Below are 18,458 nucleotides of genomic sequence, written 5' to 3' on the forward strand. Positions count from 1 at the left end.
ATTTATATTCTCCTCTATTTTTAAGACTATATTATTTTAACACTAAAATAATAATGAAAAAATAAATTAAACATAAAAAAATAAATATTTGAATTAACAAATTATATATTTTATAAAGTTAAAAAGAGAACCTAAGGGTTCTCTAAAAAATAATTAATTAATTTTTAATTAATTAATTCTGTTGCTCTTACTTCACGAATAACAGTAATATGAATATCGCCTGGTATTGTAATCATTTGTTCTAATTTTTGTTTTAAGTTTCTTGCTAATATATGAGCATCAAAATCATTAATAACTTTTGGATCAACAATAACTCTAATTTGTCTTCCTGCCTGAACAGCATATGCTTTTTCTACGCCTTTAACAGATTTACACAAATCTTCAATTTCTTTAATTCTAGTTATAAATTTTTCTAATGAATTATTTCTTGAACCAGGTCTAGCTGCTGATAATGTATCAGCAGCTGAAACTAAAGAAGAATAAACATTATCTTTTGCAACATCACCATGATGAGAATGAATAGCATTAATAATAATATCACTTTCACCATATTTTTTTGCTAAAATCACACCATTATAAACATGTGAACCTTCTAATTCATAATCAGCAGCTTTACCAATATCATGTAATAAACCAGCACGTTTTGCAATATTAACATCTAAACCCAATTCAGCTGCCATTGCTCCTGCAAGTTTGGCAACTTCAAAGGAATGAAATAAAACATTTTGCCCATAACTTGTACGATATTTTAATCTTCCAATATAAGATACTAACTCTGGTTCAAAACCAGTTAATTTTAACTCATCAATAATTTTTTTACCATCAACTTTAAAACCTTCATTTAATTCCTGCTCATGAAATCTCAAGATTTCTTCAATTCTAATTGGATGAATTCTTCCATCTTTAACTAAATCTTCTAAAGCTCTAGTTGCAATTTCTCTTCTGATCGGATTAAATGAAGAAATTTGAATTGTTTCTGGCGTATCATCAATGATAATATCTACACCTGCTGTTAACTCAAAAGATTTAATATTTCTACCCTCTTTACCAATAATTCTGCCTTTCATTTCTTCATTAGGTAACTTAACATATGATACTGACTTATCAACAATAAAATTACTTGCATAACGTTCTATTGCTTCACTAACAATATTATTGGCTAACTCTTTAGATTGAAGTTTAATATTATATTCATGATTTTTAATAATTTTATTAAATTCTAATGATAATTTTTCTTTTAATTTACTAAACAATTCATCTTTTGCTTCATTTCGACTCATACCAGAAATTTTTTCTAATTCCATAATAATTTGATCAATTTTTTGATGATATTCTAATTTAACATTTTTTACAATTTCACGTTGATGATAAAGATTTTGTGTTTGTGTTTCAATTATTTCTTCACGTTCACTTAATTTGCGTTCTCTTTTATTTAAAAATTTCTCATATTCTAAATTTTGTTCTTTACGATATTCAATCTCTAAATACAAATCTTTTTTCATTTTACTTATTTCAATTTTTGCATCGGCTCTTGAGGATTGAATTAATTTTTGAGATTCTTTTTCTCTCTTTAAAATATTAGTAAAACTTTGTTGTTCTTTAATTTTTAAATACATTTTTCTAATTAGAAATCCAGCAATTATCCCTACTATCATTGCTAGAAAAATTGATATACCTACTCACATTCCAAACTGTTGACTACTTATATTTGATAATATAGCTAACATATTTTTTTCCATTTATATTTCTCTCCTTGCTGTAAAAAACCTACAAGAAAAAGAATCCTTACACTCAAAAACTTAAATAAAATTAAAATTTTATATTTTTCTTCTTTAATATCTACACACAAATAAGTAGGATAATAATCCTACATTAATTTTAGCATGTTTTTTTTAAAAACTTGATTCGTTCCTTAATTTGTTCGGGATCATACCGATGTTGTCAATAATATTCAAATTTGTCTTAAAATTATAAAGTTAGACGAGAATAATTTTGACTTCAATATGCAATTGTATGTTAATCTTAACACTTGTAAAATATTAGTCAATAATAATACTTACTTTTATAACTCAAAAATTCTTATTAAAGTAAACTTTAATAAGTTTTATTTTATTTTTAGTTTTTCTTAAATTAAAGTTTTTATTTTATAATAACTGTATGGCAGTATTTATTTGATAGCATTTAAAATTAACCATTTTTGTATACATATCAATATTATAAGTTCTATCACCAATCATATGTTTTAAAATTTGTTTAATATTAGTTTCAGTAAAGCAACCAATATTCTCAACTAATGCTTGGTTTAATGCACCATCTTTTGCATTAATAAAATAACCAACTTTTAATTTTTTATATTGCAAAGTTAATGATTGTAAAAAATCAATTAATTCATAATATTGAACTTTGGAAAATAAATTTATTGCATTTTCATAATGTAATTTAGCAATTTTATTTTTTCTTCTTCCAGCAATTATACCAAGAAATAAAACATGAAAAGCATGAAATTTATCTAAAATAAATTTAGCATTTAAAATTGTAGCAGTTTTTCTAATTCATTTTGCACTATCTCCACAAACTATTAAATTTGCTTGGTCAAAATTTTCAAAATATAAATTACCATATTTTTCAATTAATTTAGCTGTTTTTTCTGCACCAATTTCTGTTTTTGAAACTCTTATTTTACATACAGCTCTTTTATTAATTAATTTGCCATTTTTCTTTTTACCAGTACAAAATATTATTAATCTCATAGAACATTTTTTACAATTTTTAGTATTGTGTTTTTCATTAAACTTAAATTTTCTATGTCCATCATCAATATTTATATATAAAGTTTGATTTGATTGCAATACTATTTTAGGGATATTAGCTTTTGGTAATTCAAATTTTTTGATATGTTCTACAAACTGTACTATTACTTATTAAACCTTCAATAAAAGTATCACAAACATCACGATTTTTTTTATCATCAGCAAAATATTTTATAATTTGTTTAATAACATTAGGTGCAAGTTTGCTATATTTTTTAACACCAAGATAGTTATCTAATAAAGATACGTATTCAGTTTTTTGTTTTTCTATGTTATAATATGTACAAATACGTCGTTTATAATTTAATAAACGTTTTTTTGCTTTTAATTTGCGTTTTCTGAATCTATATGATTTATATACAAATTTATCACATTCATTTCAAAGTTGTTCATCTATTTTTGCAAATAATTCTTCTGTTTGTTTTAAACTTAATTCATCTTGATTAAAATCGTGTTTGTCTCAATCAAAAAGATTAGGGAATGGTAATTTTAACATTTTTAATGTTCCTTTCTTTTAAATAATTTAATTTTAACTTATATATGTTAATAAGGAATAAATATGGCTTTTATTAGTAGTTATGCACAACTAAATAAAAAATATAATCTTAATTTTAGTGATAATAATTATGGTTTTAATTGAGATATTTTTAAACAATTTGTTGGTGATGAATGAGCAGAATTTTTCACTACTAATTGTTTTTATCGTTTTATACCAACAGCACGTGAAACAAGAAAAACTTGAAACTGCTTAGCATTTGATTTATTTATATGCTGTAATTTTAGTGATAGTAGTGTTCAAGAAGTAAGGCGATATGAAAATACTCATAGTGAAACTACAATTGGTGCTTTAATGAATGTTTGTCAAGTTTTATTAGATACATATAATATTAATTTATTACCTAATAATCCACATGGTATTAAATGAAAAATAACTAAGGATGGTGGATGTATTATTTTTCCTAATAATCAACAAATTGACTTTATTGGTTATGCTAATGGTAATAAAATTTTTGGAAAAGAAGCAAGCGGTTCAAGTTTTTTAGGTTCAAGAACAGATGAAATTATTATGGCAGAAGAAAAAGAGACTTTAACAGAAAAACAATTAACATATCGATATGAACGATTACAAAACTCTATGTTTAGAAGTAATCGTATTAAAGTATCAAAAGAACCTATTAAAGAATGAAATTGAACCTTTATTGATAAAAATATATATAGTCCTAATTTTGGAAAAAAGATTACTCGCTATTTTTATAAAAGTTTCTTTATTACTTTTACATGTAATTCTTATGATAAATATCATCCATTTTATTTAAAATACTGTACTCCATTTTTACCATTAAATGATAAAGTGATGGAAAATCTTAAAAAAGTTGGCAAAATTTATTATGAAAATCAAGATATGTTTAGTGGTTTAGGTTTATTTGTTTTAAGATTTGAACTTGTCAAGAAAAGTGGACAATAAAAGTAACCTTTTATTAAATTTTATAAAATAGCGTTTATAAGTGTTAAATTTATAGGTATGAAGTAATTATTTGTTGGTTTGGAATGAGCTAATCGATATTCGATTGGACTCATTCCTTTTAATTTTATTTGAGGTCGATAATTATTATAAAAGTAAATATATTTAGGTAAGTTGTCTTGTATTCATTCAATAGTTCTATTTTTTCTTGGAATTTGATATAGAAATTCTGTTTTCATTGTTCCAAATCAAGTTTCAGTAGCACCATTATCATAGAAATTACCTCTTCTAAAAATTGAAATTTTTATTTTTAATTCATCACATAAAATTTTATAAGAAGGATTTGTATAGTGAAATCCTTGATCTGATTGTAAAATTCATGAAGTAGGTTTTTGAGCATTAACTCAAGCTTGGATAATGTTTTGGACAACAAATGTCATGTCTAAACTTGCACTTATTTTATAATCTAATATTTCATTATTATGAAAATCTTTAACAATTATCTATATACAATATGAAATTTTAATTTTAAATTATAAATTTTGTTAATTCATAAAGTTATCATTTTATAACCATAAATTTCTTGAAATTCATAAAAAATATTTTTAATTATATTAGCTAAAAATGTATCTCATTTATTAAATTCATTCATTCCATTCTTAATTCACTTATAATATCCTGATTTTGAAACATTTAATAATCAACATAAATAACTAATCTGATATTTTTTCTTCAATGAGAAAATCACAAAATATTTCTTTTTTTTGTCGATTTTTCTAAATACTTTTTTATATCGTTCATTGCCTCAATATATTCAATTAATTCTTGTTTTGTCATTTCATTAAAATTTAAAGATTTGGGTCGACCTGTTCTTTTGGTTTTTTTAGCACGAATTCCATTGCCATATTCTAAACCTTTTTCACCTAATAATTTATATGCTTTAATTCATTCTTTTATTGATGATCGACCAATACCATACTCTAATGCGGTTTTATCAATTGTTTTAATTTTACTTATTTTTATTATTTTTAACTTTTCTTCTTTTGATAGTCATTTAGCCATAAAAAAATGAACACCTTCCTTAAAGTATTTTTAACACAAAGGTTACAATTCTGTGTCTACTTTATTCTAGATGTTCACTTTGTTATTTATGAAACTATGAGTTAAATTTATGCGCCCTTAATTTATAAAAATATTTCATAATTTTATCTTTTTGCTTGTAATAACTAATATTTATGGTTAATATTAAAATTAAAATTAATATTTATATTAATCTAAATTAGATAAGTATAATTAATAATAATTAGTTTTCAGCGAGAGTGAATAGTGTAAGCACTTAACCATTATTAATTAGAAGCTCCTAATTTAACAATTTTAATCATTAATTAAGTGCATTTACTTTGTAAGTGAATTAGGATGGTACCGCGTTAAAAAACGTTCCTATTTTGATAGGAATTTTTATTATTTTGAGGAGAAATTATTATGTCAATAAAATGAACAACAGATAAAGTTAGAACAACTTGATTAAATTTTTTTAAAAGTTATGATCATCACATTTTAGAAAGTGCATCACTTGTTCCAAATGATGATCCTTCACTATTGTGGATTAATTCTGGAGTTGCTACATTAAAACCATATTTTGATGGACGACAAACCCCAATTGCTAAAAGATTAGCAAATTCACAAAAAGCAATTAGAACTAATGATATTGAAAATATTGGTATTACAGCAAGACATCAAACTTTTTTTGAAATGTTAGGTAATTTTTCAATTGGTGATTATTTTAAAAAAGAAGCTATTGTTTGAGGATGAGAATTTTTAACTAGTAAAAAGTGATTAAATTTAGATGCTAATTTATTATATGTAACAGTTTTTAATGAAGATGAAGAAACATATAATTTATGATTAAATATTATTAAATTACCAAAAGAACGTATTATTAAAGGTACAAGATCTACTAACTTTTGAGATATGGGTCAAGGTCCTTGTGGTCCTAATACTGAAATTTATTATGATCGTGGTATTAAATATGATCCTAAAAATATTGGTATTAAATTATTAAAAGATGATATTGAAAATGATCGTTATATTGAAATTTGAAATATTGTTTTTTCACAATTTAATAATGATGGCAAAAATAATTATACTGATTTACCAAGAAAAAATATTGATACTGGTGCAGGATTAGAAAGACTAGTAGCAATTTTACAAGATGTGCCAACTAATTTTGATACTGATTTATTTCAAAATATTATTCATGAATGTGAAAAATTGACAAATTTTCGTTATGATATTAATAATTATTTTACACAAGAGATTAAACAAAAAACTATTAATACTGCATTTAAAATTATTGCTGATCATATTCGTTGCTTAGTTTTTGCAATTAGTGATGGTGTTTTTCCTAGTAATAAAGATCGTGGTTATGTATTACGAAGATTGATTAGAAGAGCTGTTGTATATGGACAAAAACTTAATATTAATGAACCATTTTTGTTTAAGTTAGTTTCAATTATTATCAAAGTTATGGGTCAACATTATCAAGAATTACATAAAAAAGTCGATTTAGTAACTAATATTATTAAAAGTGAAGAATTAAAATTTTGAACAACATTGATAACAGGAAAACAATTATTATTACAAGTTATTAAAGATAATAAAAAAGTAGATGCAACTGCGGCTTTTAAATTATTTGATACCTATGGTTATCCTATTGAATTAACATTAGAGATTGCAAATGAAGAAAATGCGACTGTTGATTTAAAAGGTTTTCAAAAGTTATTGGATAACAGTAAAGATAATACAAGAAAAGTAAGAATTAATCATCAAGCATTAACAATTCAATCTTCATTACTAACTAATTTAAAAGTTCCTTCAACCTTTGTTGGTTATGATAAAGAACAAATAAATACAAATATTGTTTTTATGTTTAAATCAGAGCATGAGGTAAAATTTTTAAAAAATGAAAAAGGTTATTTAATTTTAAATAAAACGCCTTTTTATGCAGAAAAGGGGGGGCAAGCATCTGATGATGGTATTATCAAAGGAGAAAATGGAACGGCCTCTGTTATTGATGTACAACAAGGACCACAAAAACAACATATTCATCAAGTGGAAGTAAAAGGTGAATTAACACAAACAGAAATTGTTGAAGCACAAATTAATAGTTCACATCGTTTTTATACAAGAAAAAATCATTCAGGAACTCATTTATTACATGCTGCTTTAAGAAAATTATTAGGTTTACATGTTATGCAATCTGGAAGTTTTAATAATTATCAATATTTACGATTAGATTTTAGTCATTATGAAATGTTAACTTTAGAACAAATTATAAGTATAGAACAACAAGTAAGTAAATGAATTAAAGGTAAATATCCTTGTGAAATTATTTATTGTACATATGAAGAAGCAATCAAAATTGGAGCTTTAGCTTTTTTTGGTGAAAAATATGAAGAAAAAGTTCGAGTAATTAAGTTTGGTGATTTTTCAATTGAACTTTGTGGGGGTACTCATTGTTATAATTCACAAGAAGTAGAACAATTATTAATAACTAATGTTGAGTCAAAAGGATCTGGTTCTTATCGAATTCATGCTTTAACATCATTAAAAACTATTAATGAATACTTAACACAACAAATAATGATGATTAAAGGACAAAGCAATAGTTTATTTATTCAATATCAAAAAAATAAAGATAATTGTATGCAAGAAGAAGAAATTGAAAAAATATATGATGCTATTAATAATTTAAAAGTGGTAGCTGCTGATTGAAGAAAAGGAAAAATGTTATTACTAGAATTACATGGTTTATTTAAAAAATGACAAATTAATTTTGAAGAATTAAATCGTCAGAAGATAGTGAAAAAATATTTAACTTTAGTTCCAAAAAATGAAAATAATTTTAAACTATTAATTGCAAATTTTGAAAATTTAGATATTAAAACATTAAGAGAAATAATTGAACATTATCGTAATCAATATCAAAATATTATTATTATTTTTATTAATAAAATTAATAATCAAGAATATTTAGTATTAGTTGCTTCAAGTAAAGAATTGCATAATAATAAACAGTATCAAAGTAATAATATTTTACAAAAAATATTAAAAACATATAATGGTAAGGGTGGCGGTAGCCCAATCTTAGCGCAAGGGAAGATTGATAAGTTTATTACAGAAAAAGAAATTAATAAAATTATATATTAAACTTAATGCTTATATGTATTAATTTATATAAATATTATATGATATACAATAATATATGTTCAACATCAATAATGTTTTACAATCATATATAACATTATTACAGTAATTGCATAATCTTTTATAATTTCTTATTGATGAAATATAGAAAATAGTAGTGATAATAATTTTAGAAAAAATACATTTTTTAATTAATAACTGTCAATATCGAGTGAAAATTTCCCAAAAATATTTATTAAAAAATTAAATTATTTTGGAAAGTTACACTATTAAATAAATACAAATTTCAAATAGCGCTTAAAATTGAACATCTAGAATAAAGTAGACACAGAATTGTAACCTTTGTGTTAAAAATACTTTAAGGAAGGTGTTCATTTTTTTATGGCTAAATGACTATCAAAAGAAGAAAAGTTAAAAATAATAAAAATAAGTAAAATTAAAACAATTGATAAAACCGCATTAGAGTATGGTATTGGTCGATCATCAATAAAAGAATGAATTAAAGCATATAATTATTAGGTGAAAAAGGTTTAGAATATGGCAATGGAATTCGTGCTAAAAAAACCAAAAGAACAGGTCGACCCAAATCTTTAAATTTTAATGAAATGACAAAACAAGAATTAATTGAATATATTGAGGCAATGAACGATATAAAAAAGTATTTAGAAAAATCGACAAAAAAGAAGAAATATTTTGTGATTTTCTCATTGAAGAAAAAATATCAGATTAGTTATTTATGTTGATTATTAAATGTTTCAAAATCAGGATATTATAAGTGAATTAAGAATGGAATGAATGAATTTAATAAATGAGATACATTTTTAGCTAATATAATTAAAAATATTTTTTATGAATTTCAAGAAATTTATGGTTATAAAATGATAACTTTATGAATTAACAAAATTTATAATTTAAAATTAAAATTTCATATTGTATATAGATATATGAAAAATATGAGTTTAAAAGCTAAGGTTCGCATAAAAAAATTTGATTATAGAACTAAATCAGGAAGTTTAAGATATGATAATTTATTAAAACGTGATTTTTCAACTACTAATTTAAATGAAAAATTAGGTACTGATATAACTTATTTATTAACTAATGGTAAAACATATTATTTATCAATTGTTAAAGATTTTCATAATAATGAAATATTAGATTATAAAATAAGTGCAAGTTTAGACATGACATTTATTGTCCAAAACATTATCCAAGCTTGAGTTAATGCTCAAAAACCTACTTCATGAATTTTACAATCAGATCAAGGATTTCACTATACAAATCCTTCTTATAAAATTTTATGTGATGAATTAAAAATAAAAATTTCAATGTCTAGAAGAGGTAATTCCTGTGATAATGGTGCTACTGAAACTTGATTTGGAACAATGAAAATAGAATTTCTATATCAAATTCCAAGAAAAAATAGAACTATTGAATGAATACAAGACAACTTACCTAAATATATTTACTTTTATAATAATTATCGACCTCAAATAAAATTAAAAGGAATGAGTCCAATCGAATATCGATTAGCTCATTCCAAACCAACAAATAATTACTTCATACCTATAAATTTAACACTTACAAACGCTATTTTATAAAATTTAATAAAAGGTTACTTTTATTGTCCACTTTTTTTGACAAGTTCAAATTTTAGTTCCAAATTTTTATTTGCGAACTTTTTTTAAAATATTTTGTATAATCAATTTATAAAAATTTAATATAAGTTTTTAACTCATTTGCTTTCTTGTTAAAAAGCAAATGAGTTTTTATTTTGAAAGAAGTTGAAATTATGGCAATTGAAAAACAAAAAATTATTTTTAATGATTATATTAATAAAATTATTAATATAAATGAATTAAAGAAAAAAATTTATGAAGAATTAAAAACGTTAGAAAAAAAAATCAAAAAACAAAATGAAATAAAAGAAAACATTTCTAAAATTTTATATGGTTTAGAAGATGAAAATTTTGAAATAAAAGAAAATCTTAGATTACTTGATCTTATATATACTAAAATAGAAAACATATATAAAAACCCTATTGAGCAAATTGAATGCAAAAATAAAAATTTAATTTTTAACAACTGGTATATGAAATTTAGAGATGTAGAAGAGATAAATAAAAAAATATCAAAAAATAATCAAAATATTCAAATCTTAAATTCAAAAAAAATTAGTAAATGAAAAAATAGTTTAATTATAGTTTTTACTCTTGGTTTTTATAATAAAAATCAAAAAATAATAAAAAATGTTGAAAAAATCAAACATATAAAAAAAATTATGAAATTCTTTTATTAAATTTAAAAAATTATAAATTAAAAAATGAAAATATTATTAAAAATAATATAAAAACATTATCAATTAAAAAACAAGAATTTAATTTAGTAACAAAATCGTTAAATAGTTGTATATTTTACTTTACTGAAATTCAAAAAAATCGAATACAAAATGTTTCAAATACAACAGATATGATTATAAAAAATATAAATTCATTTCAAGAAAAAATTTCAGTAAGCGAATATAAAATACCAAAAATGGTAAAATAATAATTCTATTACAATTGCAATCTCTTTATATATTTAAAATTAATTTTAAAACACCAAATTTGCTCATAGACAAACGATTTAAAAATTTATATGTTTATATATTCAAAAAATAAAAATCTCTAATTAGAGATTTTTTAAATTAAATATTTGGTAGTATAAAATAACTTTATTTTTAGGAAATTATTATTCGATAATCAGTGGGAAATTTTCACTAAATAATGACATTTTTTAATTAATAACTTGTATTTTTTCTAAAATTTAATAAAATAACTAAGTGTAAACTAAATATTGGTTTTTTAACTCATTATTTTAATTTAAAAATAAATGAGTTTTTATTGTATTTAATAAATAAAAAACATAAAAAATACAATAGGTGTATTAGAAATACTCTATTGCTTAAACCAATAAAATAGATTTCAAATGTCCATCTTAAGTATAGAGGAGATAAATATTATGGCATATAACAAACAATCTGATTTATCACATATTAATGGTGGTTTGTCTTCAACTTCATCAAATAATTCAAAAGATGATAGAAAGATTAAAAAAGAGATTTATGGTCAATTGTTTAGAAGTGAAATTTTACATCAAATTTATGAACTATGCGAATCCTCTCAACAAGAAGATTATGAATCTGCTTTAAAAATATTATCTAAAAAATGCAAGATGAGTCAAGAAAATGCAAAAGATTTATTAGAAAAGATTACTAAAATATTACAATCATCAAGGTTAACAATTAATTTTGATTTTTCAAAAATATACGATATTAATAATAAATGACCAGAGGTTTTAAACTGTTTTGCTTATAAGGAAAAACCAAATGAAATTTCTAACTATAATGTAGGTCGAGCAAGTATAGAGGAAGTTGCATTTTATCTAAATCAATTATTTGATAATAGTAAGTATGAAAAATTTGGACGTTTTTCAACCCCTACTGGCGATCAAACAAAAAGAAGTGCTAATTTTCAGTGAACAAGTAGACCTTGCTATGCAGCATTAGATTTTTTGGAAAATCCTATGGGTGGAGCTCCTATGTATGGAAAATCTTTTATTATACTAAAAGATTATGTAAAACATAATTGTACATATAGTCCTTATGATACGTATTCACCACCTACGTTCAGTGGTGGGAAATTAAAAGATAAAATATCTACTTTTTTACACTTCCCAAGATTGATAAGATATTGTCAAAATGATTTATTTGGATATAATTGTTTAGAAAGTTTAATTAATAAAGCTAATGGAAAAAATTTTGTTCCTCATCGTAATTATGGTAAAAGTGAAGGAAATTATATAGAGGCTCATATTTATTCTAGAATCTTATTTGCACGTGATATAAAACAAATTTGCTTATCAAAAGCGGAATTTGATACTCATCCACCTAATAAACAAAAACAAATATTAGAAAAAATAAATGAAATAAACTCATGTTTAGGATCTTCATTTATTATATTCATAACTGAAGAAGAATATAAAATAAAACAAGAAGAAAGACATTTAGAAGATAAATTATCATTAAAACAAGAAAAAATAACAAAATTAAAAAGTGATATTGTCAAGTTAGAGAAAAAAAAGATAAATCCAATTTTAAATTTTGTTATTAAAGTTTTTAGTTTTGGATGTATTAATAAAAATAAAGAAATAAAAGAAATAATAAATGCTAAAAATATTGAAATTAAAAATTTGTTGTTAGAGATAAAAAATAATGAAACACCACATTCACCATTAATTTCAACGGAAACTATGCCATTATTACAAGATCAAAAAGTAACTGATGAAAAAAAATTTGATAAACAATCAGCAAATGATGAAGAATTAAATAATCCCTTTTTAAACAGTTGTTCAAATTCACAACAAAATCTTCTTTAATAAAATATATATTGAACCATTTTAATAGCTATACTGATATTATTATTTTTCTATTTTTTTTAATTAAATATGGTAAAGTTAAATCATAAAATTGGGACTTTCCTAAAAACTGTGTTTTTTAAATAAATTTTAGTTGTAAAATCACTAAGTTACACAGATTGCTGGAAAGTCCCGATTATCAATTTGTTTTAGATAAATTTCATTTAATTAGAACATTATATCTTGGAATAATGGCTGGAAATAAAGAAAAATATTTACAAGAATATAATCATTGTAAAAATTTAATTAATAATGGTCAATATCAACAATTAATTGACTATTTATATAATCAATTAGATAATCATAAAAAGTTAAAAAAACAATATTTTAAAAATAATAAACAAGGTATTGAAAATCAAGGTGCAAAGTGAAATATTGGTTGTTTTACAGAAACTAATATTTGACATGTTTTAAAAGAAATGCTTGGTAATAGAACATATAATATTAGTATTTACATTAAAATGGTTATTTTTAAATGTAATAAAATAAATTTAGAAACATAATTGAATGAATGTAATAATTACTTATTATTTCACAATTTGCAATAGCATCTCAAAAATTATTATTTTTTATTTTGAACATCTAGAATAAAGTAGACACAGAATTGTAACCTTTGTGTTAAAAATACTTTAAGGAAGGTGTTCATTTTTTTATGGCTAAATGACTATCAAAAGAAGAAAAGTTAAAAATAATAAAAATAAGTAAAATTAAAACAATTGATAAAACCGCATTAGAGTATGGTATTGGTCGATCATCAATAAAAGAATGAATTAAAGCATATAAATTATTAGGTGAAAAAGGTTTAGAATATGGCAATGGAATTCGTGCTAAAAAAACCAAAAGAACAGGTCGACCCAAATCTTTAAATTTTAATGAAATGACAAAACAAGAATTAATTGAATATATTGAGGCAATGAACGATATAAAAAAGTATTTAGAAAAATCGACAAAAAAGAAGAAATATTTTGTGATTTTCTCATTGAAGAAAAAATATCAGATTAGTTATTTATGTTGATTATTAAATGTTTCAAAATCAGGATATTATAAGTGAATTAAGAATGGAATGAATGAATTTAATAAATGAGATACATTTTTAGCTAATATAATTAAAAATATTTTTTATGAATTTCAAGAAATTTATGGTTATAAAATGATAACTTTATGAATTAACAAAATTTATAATTTAAAATTAAAATTTCATATTGTATATAGATATATGAAAAATATGAGTTTAAAAGCTAAGGTTCGCATAAAAAAATTTGATTATAGAACTAAATCAGGAAGTTTAAGATATGATAATTTATTAAAACGTGATTTTTCAACTACTAATTTAAATGAAAAATTAGGTACTGATATAACTTATTTATTAACTAATGGTAAAACATATTATTTATCAATTGTTAAAGATTTTCATAATAATGAAATATTAGATTATAAAATAAGTGCAAGTTTAGACATGACATTTGTTGTCCAAAACATTATCCAAGCTTGAGTTAATGCTCAAAAACCTACTTCATGAATTTTACAATCAGATCAAGTATTTCACTATACAAATCCTTCTTATAAAATTTTATGTGATGAATTAAAAATAAAAATTTCAATGTCTAGAAGAGGTAATTCCTGTGATAATGGTGCTACTGAAACTTGATTTGGAACAATGAAAACAGAATTTCTATATCAAATTCCAAGAAAAAATAGAACTATTGAATGAATACAAGACAACTTACCTAAATATATTTACTTTTATAATAATTATCGACCTCAAATAAAATTAAAAGGAATGAGTCCAATCGAATATCGATTAGCTCATTCCAAACCAACAAATAATTACTTCATACCTATAAATTTAACACTTACAAACGCTATTTTATAAAATTTAATAAAAGGTTACTTTTATTGTCCACTTTTCTTGACAAGTTCAAATGCTGTTGCTGAAGCGACTTTTAAAACTTTTAAGACAGAATTTATTAATGAAAAAAATTTATATCATTAATCCAATTAAAATTAGAATTATTTGATTATATCAACTGATACAACAACATAAGAATTCACAGCACTCTAAAGTACTTAACTCCAGTTAAGTATGAAGAACAAATGTCTACCAAAAAATAGTCCTAAAAAGGGTTGCCATTCCAGGTATGTTTTTTTGAGAAATTAAATAGTTTTTTAAAACTCTAGAATTGATATTATGAAAATCTATTTCTTTTAAGTCCTCCATTTCTAGTTTTTTTGCTTTCTTTGATTCTACCAAGTTTCACATTTTTTTTAATAAAGGTTTAATTCTATATTCTTTTAGTATCTAAACACCTAATACTGCTACAATTGCTAAAACTACACATCAACCTATAGGCAAAGCAGTAAGTGTTGCTATTCCTAAAGCCGCAGGAGTTCATCAACAAAGCGCCATTGCAAAAGAAATTTTAAGTGCAAGAACAGAAATAATTCCTGAAACAACACCAAAAATATAAGTTTCAAAGGCAAAAATAAAAAATTTTCCAACTCACCTACCTAATCGTTTACCTAAAGTATTTTTACTTTCTTTAATCTTTTCATCATTATTATTGACACCATTAATATTTTCTTTATTTTTAAAATCTAAAATAGATTTTTTTCTAATAACTACTTGCTTATCATTTTCATTTTTTATGAATTGACTTTCTTCTAAAAGTTCTTTTTTACAAAAATAAACTCTATATTATTCTATTATTTTTTGTTCAACATCAGTTTCTTTATTATTAATATATACTATCTTTTCTCATATCTCATCATTACTAAAATAAATTCTAGTCACAATGCAAGAACCATTATCTTTATCTTTTATTTTCTCAAAAAAATATTCATAAATTATAATATCCTTATTAATTTCTGTTTTATATACAAAATCATTTTCTGATTTTAGTTTATATGTTATTAATTCTCTCTGTATTTTCTCTTTATTTTGATGTAAAGGTTCATCTCTAATAATTCATGCACCTTGTTTTACAATATTACTTAGGACTTTTAATAATATCGGTTTCATTTTTTTCTTCTTATTTGATTAAAAAATAAAAAACCCATTTACTTTAAAAAAATAAAGTAATAGGTTTAAATAAAAACTCATATACAGACCAAATATCTTGTTATATTTTATATAATTTTTAAAACAAATTTATTTTTTCAAACTAGATCCCGCTTTGTTTTGTTTTTGTTGTTTTTTTTCTTCTTCTTTTTCTCTTTTTCATCTTTCTCTAGTTTCATTCACATCATTAATTTCCCATTTAGCAACTTTGCTTAAATCTGTTGGGCCATTAGTTTCTGTTTTTCATGGGTTTGGCATTTTTTAATTTTTTCCTTACTTAAATTTGAATATTTTTTGGGACTTTCCAGCAATCTGTGTAACTTAGTGATTTTACAACTAAAATTTATTTAAAAAACACAGTTTTTAGGAAAGTCCCATTTTTCTCAATTTTAAATATTAAATATTCGACATCATTATATATCTTTTTTATTTTTTTTAAATAATTTTTTACAAAATTTTTATAATTAAAATTAAAACTATAAGACTATAAGTTTAACCACATATTTTTGTTTTTTTACTTTTATTAGTGCTTAAAAATTTCATAATATGTAAAAATTTTTACTAACAATAAACACTCCATTAATGCACTAATATTTTTTATAAAACTAAGATAAGTAGGGTAAAATTATTGCAATTTTTCCAAAAATATTTATCAAAAAAATAAAAAACTTATATAGAGTATGAATATATTTTTCAAAAAAAACTGAAAATATAAATTATTTCTAAAAATAATAACAAATTTCCTTGCAATTTAAATATTATTTGTTATTATTCTTATAAGGATTTAGATAGCCTAGGTCCTTTAAAATTAAGGTAATATGTCAAAACATTATTCAATTATAATATTTTTAAATATAAAAAATTTAAAAATAATCTAAAACCCCTAATTTAAACTCTATAACCCCAATAACCTTAAGTTTTATTTATAAATAACCCCTTTTTTTATAAATGACATATTGAACATCTAGAATAAAGTAGACACAGAATTGTAACCTTTGTGTTAAAAATACTTTAAGGAAGGTGTTCATTTTTTTATGGCTAAATGACTATCAAAAGAAGAAAAGTTAAAAATAATAAAAATAAGTAAAATTAAAACAATTGATAAAACCGCATTAGAGTATGGTATTGGTCGATCATCAATAAAAGAATGAATTAAAGCATATAAATTATTAGGTGAAAAAGGTTTAGAATATGGCAATGGAATTCGTGCTAAAAAAACCAAAAGAACAGGTCGACCCAAATCTTTAAATTTTAATGAAATGACAAAACAAGAATTAATTGAATATATTGAGGCAATGAACGATATAAAAAAGTATTTAGAAAAATCGACAAAAAAGAAGAAATATTTTGTGATTTTCTCATTGAAGAAAAAATATCAGATTAGTTATTTATGTTGATTATTAAATGTTTCAAAATCAGGATATTATAAGTGAATTAAGAATGGAATGAATGAATTTAATAAATGAGATACATTTTTAGCTAATATAATTAAAAATATTTTTTATGAATTTCAAGAAATTTATGGTTATAAAATGATAACTTTATGAATTAACAAAATTTATAATTTAAAATTAAAATTTCATATTATATATATATATATGAAAAATATGAGTTTAAAAGCTAAGGTTCGCATAAAAAAATTTGATTATAGAACTAAATCAGGAAGTTTAAGATATGATAATTTATTAAAACGTGATTTTTCAACTACTAATTTAAATGAAAAATTAGGTACTGATATAACTTATTTATTAACTAATGGTAAAACATATTATTTATCAATTGTTAAAGATTTTCATAATAATGAAATATTAGATTATAAAATAAGTGCAAGTTTAGACATGACATTTGTTGTCCAAAACATTATCCAAGCTTGAGTTAATGCTCAAAAACCTACTTCATGAATTTTACAATCAGATCAAGGATTTCACTATACAAATCCTTCTTATAAAATTTTATGTGATGAATTAAAAATAAAAATTTCAATGTCTAGAAGAGGTAATTCCTGTGATAATGGTGGTACTGAAACTTGATTTGGAACAATGAAAACAGAATTTCTATATCAAATTCCAAGAAAAAATAGAACTATTGAATGAATACAAGACAACTTACCTAAATATATTTACTTTTATAATAATTATCGACCTCAAATAAAATTAAAAGGAATGAGTCCAATCGAATATCGATTAGCTCATTCCAAACCAACAAATAATTAGTTCATACCTATAAATTTAACACTTACAAACGCTATTTTATAAAATTTAATAAAAGGTTACTTTTATTGTCCACTTTTCTTGACAAGTTCATATTACCTTAGCAATAATTCTTGTGTAGACAAGAGCTGAAAAGCTCTTGTTTTTTATATATAAAAAAGAAAAAATGAATTTAAAAATTAAAAATTGAATGTTATAATAAAAGTTAAGGATCTATTTATAAATATCCTTAATATTTAAATAATTAAGTTACAGAA

General features: G+C 22.3%; 17 protein-coding genes and 1 pseudogene. 10 read left to right on the top strand and 8 right to left on the bottom strand.

The genetic code is table 4. The annotated features are described in order from the left end of the window. Nucleotides 1-164: 164 nt before the first annotated feature. The 3 genes from rny to ACQH20_RS03980 form a co-directional block, all read right to left on the bottom strand. Complete coding sequence (gene rny / locus ACQH20_RS03970; RefSeq protein ID WP_425376584.1) at nt 165-1,739, bottom strand: ribonuclease Y; 1,575 nt, start codon at nt 1,737-1,739, stop codon at nt 165-167. Between the two features lie 405 nt (nt 1,740-2,144). Then, nucleotides 2,145-2,849: an Mbov_0401 family ICE element transposase-like protein gene (locus ACQH20_RS03975; protein ID WP_425376585.1), complete on the bottom strand. Its 705-nt coding sequence runs from the start codon at nt 2,847-2,849 to the stop codon at nt 2,145-2,147. A 16-nt stretch (nt 2,850-2,865) separates the two neighbouring features. After that, nucleotides 2,866-3,306: a hypothetical protein gene (locus ACQH20_RS03980; protein ID WP_425376586.1), complete on the bottom strand. Its 441-nt coding sequence runs from the start codon at nt 3,304-3,306 to the stop codon at nt 2,866-2,868. A gap of 63 nt (nt 3,307-3,369) precedes the next feature. Between ACQH20_RS03980 and ACQH20_RS03985 the strand changes: the two genes are divergently transcribed. Beyond that, nucleotides 3,370-4,275 carry a hypothetical protein gene (locus ACQH20_RS03985; RefSeq protein ID WP_425376587.1) on the top strand — a complete coding sequence of 302 codons (906 nt, stop codon included), beginning with the start codon at nt 3,370-3,372 and terminating at the stop codon, nt 4,273-4,275. Nucleotides 4,276-4,295: 20 nt separating this feature from the next. Here ACQH20_RS03985 and ACQH20_RS03990 read toward each other — a convergent pair whose 3' ends face one another. From ACQH20_RS03990 to ACQH20_RS04000, 3 genes are read right to left on the bottom strand one after another with little or no spacing between them, the layout of a single operon-like run. After that, on the bottom strand, nt 4,296-4,712 hold the full coding sequence (locus tag ACQH20_RS03990; RefSeq protein WP_425376588.1) for a transposase: 417 nt from the start codon (nt 4,710-4,712) through the stop codon (nt 4,296-4,298). Between the two features lie 59 nt (nt 4,713-4,771). After that, nucleotides 4,772-5,020: a hypothetical protein gene (locus ACQH20_RS03995; protein ID WP_425376589.1), complete on the bottom strand. Its 249-nt coding sequence runs from the start codon at nt 5,018-5,020 to the stop codon at nt 4,772-4,774. Beyond that, entirely contained in the window at nt 4,966-5,334 is a 369-nt protein-coding gene (locus tag ACQH20_RS04000) for a hypothetical protein (RefSeq protein WP_425376590.1), read from the bottom strand. Before ACQH20_RS04000 ends, ACQH20_RS03995 begins: the two co-directional genes overlap by 55 nt. Nucleotides 5,335-5,754: 420 nt before the next feature. Between ACQH20_RS04000 and alaS the strand changes: the two genes are divergently transcribed. From alaS to ACQH20_RS04040, 8 genes and pseudogenes are all read left to right on the top strand, one after another. Beyond that, complete coding sequence (alaS, locus tag ACQH20_RS04005; protein WP_425376591.1) at nt 5,755-8,481, top strand: alanine--tRNA ligase; 2,727 nt, start codon at nt 5,755-5,757, stop codon at nt 8,479-8,481. A gap of 378 nt (nt 8,482-8,859) precedes the next feature. Continuing rightward, a complete protein-coding gene (locus ACQH20_RS04010; RefSeq protein ID WP_425376592.1) occupies nt 8,860-8,997 on the top strand; it encodes a hypothetical protein in 138 nt (45 codons plus the stop codon). 86 nt (nt 8,998-9,083) lie between these two features. Beyond that, nucleotides 9,084-10,079, top strand: a complete 996-nt coding sequence (locus ACQH20_RS04015) for an IS3 family transposase (protein ID WP_425376593.1) — start codon at nt 9,084-9,086, stop codon at nt 10,077-10,079. A 191-nt stretch (nt 10,080-10,270) separates the two neighbouring features. Then, nucleotides 10,271-10,777 (top strand): hypothetical protein, encoded by a 507-nt coding sequence (locus tag ACQH20_RS04020; RefSeq protein WP_425376594.1) that lies wholly within the window; start codon nt 10,271-10,273, stop codon nt 10,775-10,777. Between the two features lie 701 nt (nt 10,778-11,478). Further along, on the top strand, nt 11,479-12,894 hold the full coding sequence (locus ACQH20_RS04025) for a DUF3626 domain-containing protein (RefSeq protein ID WP_425376595.1): 1,416 nt from the start codon (nt 11,479-11,481) through the stop codon (nt 12,892-12,894). A gap of 158 nt (nt 12,895-13,052) precedes the next feature. Beyond that, nucleotides 13,053-13,436: a hypothetical protein gene (locus ACQH20_RS04030; RefSeq protein WP_425376596.1), complete on the top strand. Its 384-nt coding sequence runs from the start codon at nt 13,053-13,055 to the stop codon at nt 13,434-13,436. A gap of 149 nt (nt 13,437-13,585) precedes the next feature. Beyond that, complete coding sequence (locus ACQH20_RS04035; protein ID WP_425376597.1) at nt 13,586-14,806, top strand: IS3 family transposase; 1,221 nt, start codon at nt 13,586-13,588, stop codon at nt 14,804-14,806. Nucleotides 14,807-14,854: 48 nt separating this feature from the next. Beyond that, nucleotides 14,855-15,045, top strand: a pseudogene (locus ACQH20_RS04040) (IS3 family transposase); the annotation flags it as partial. A 583-nt stretch (nt 15,046-15,628) separates the two neighbouring features. Here ACQH20_RS04040 and ACQH20_RS04045 read toward each other — a convergent pair. Continuing rightward, a complete protein-coding gene (locus tag ACQH20_RS04045; protein WP_425376598.1) occupies nt 15,629-15,952 on the bottom strand; it encodes a hypothetical protein in 324 nt (107 codons plus the stop codon). Nucleotides 15,953-16,081: 129 nt separating this feature from the next. Then, nucleotides 16,082-16,249, bottom strand: a complete 168-nt coding sequence (locus tag ACQH20_RS04050; protein ID WP_338987750.1) for a hypothetical protein — start codon at nt 16,247-16,249, stop codon at nt 16,082-16,084. Between the two features lie 776 nt (nt 16,250-17,025). Between ACQH20_RS04050 and ACQH20_RS04055 the strand changes: the two genes are divergently transcribed. Next, entirely contained in the window at nt 17,026-18,204 is a 1,179-nt protein-coding gene (locus tag ACQH20_RS04055; protein WP_425376599.1) for an IS3 family transposase, read from the top strand. The last annotated feature ends 254 nt before the right edge of the window (nt 18,205-18,458 follow it).

The organism is Spiroplasma endosymbiont of Aleiodes alternator (genome assembly GCF_964031135.1).
Taxonomy (GTDB): Bacteria; Bacillota_I; Bacilli_A; order Mycoplasmatales; family VBWQ01; genus Spiroplasma_E.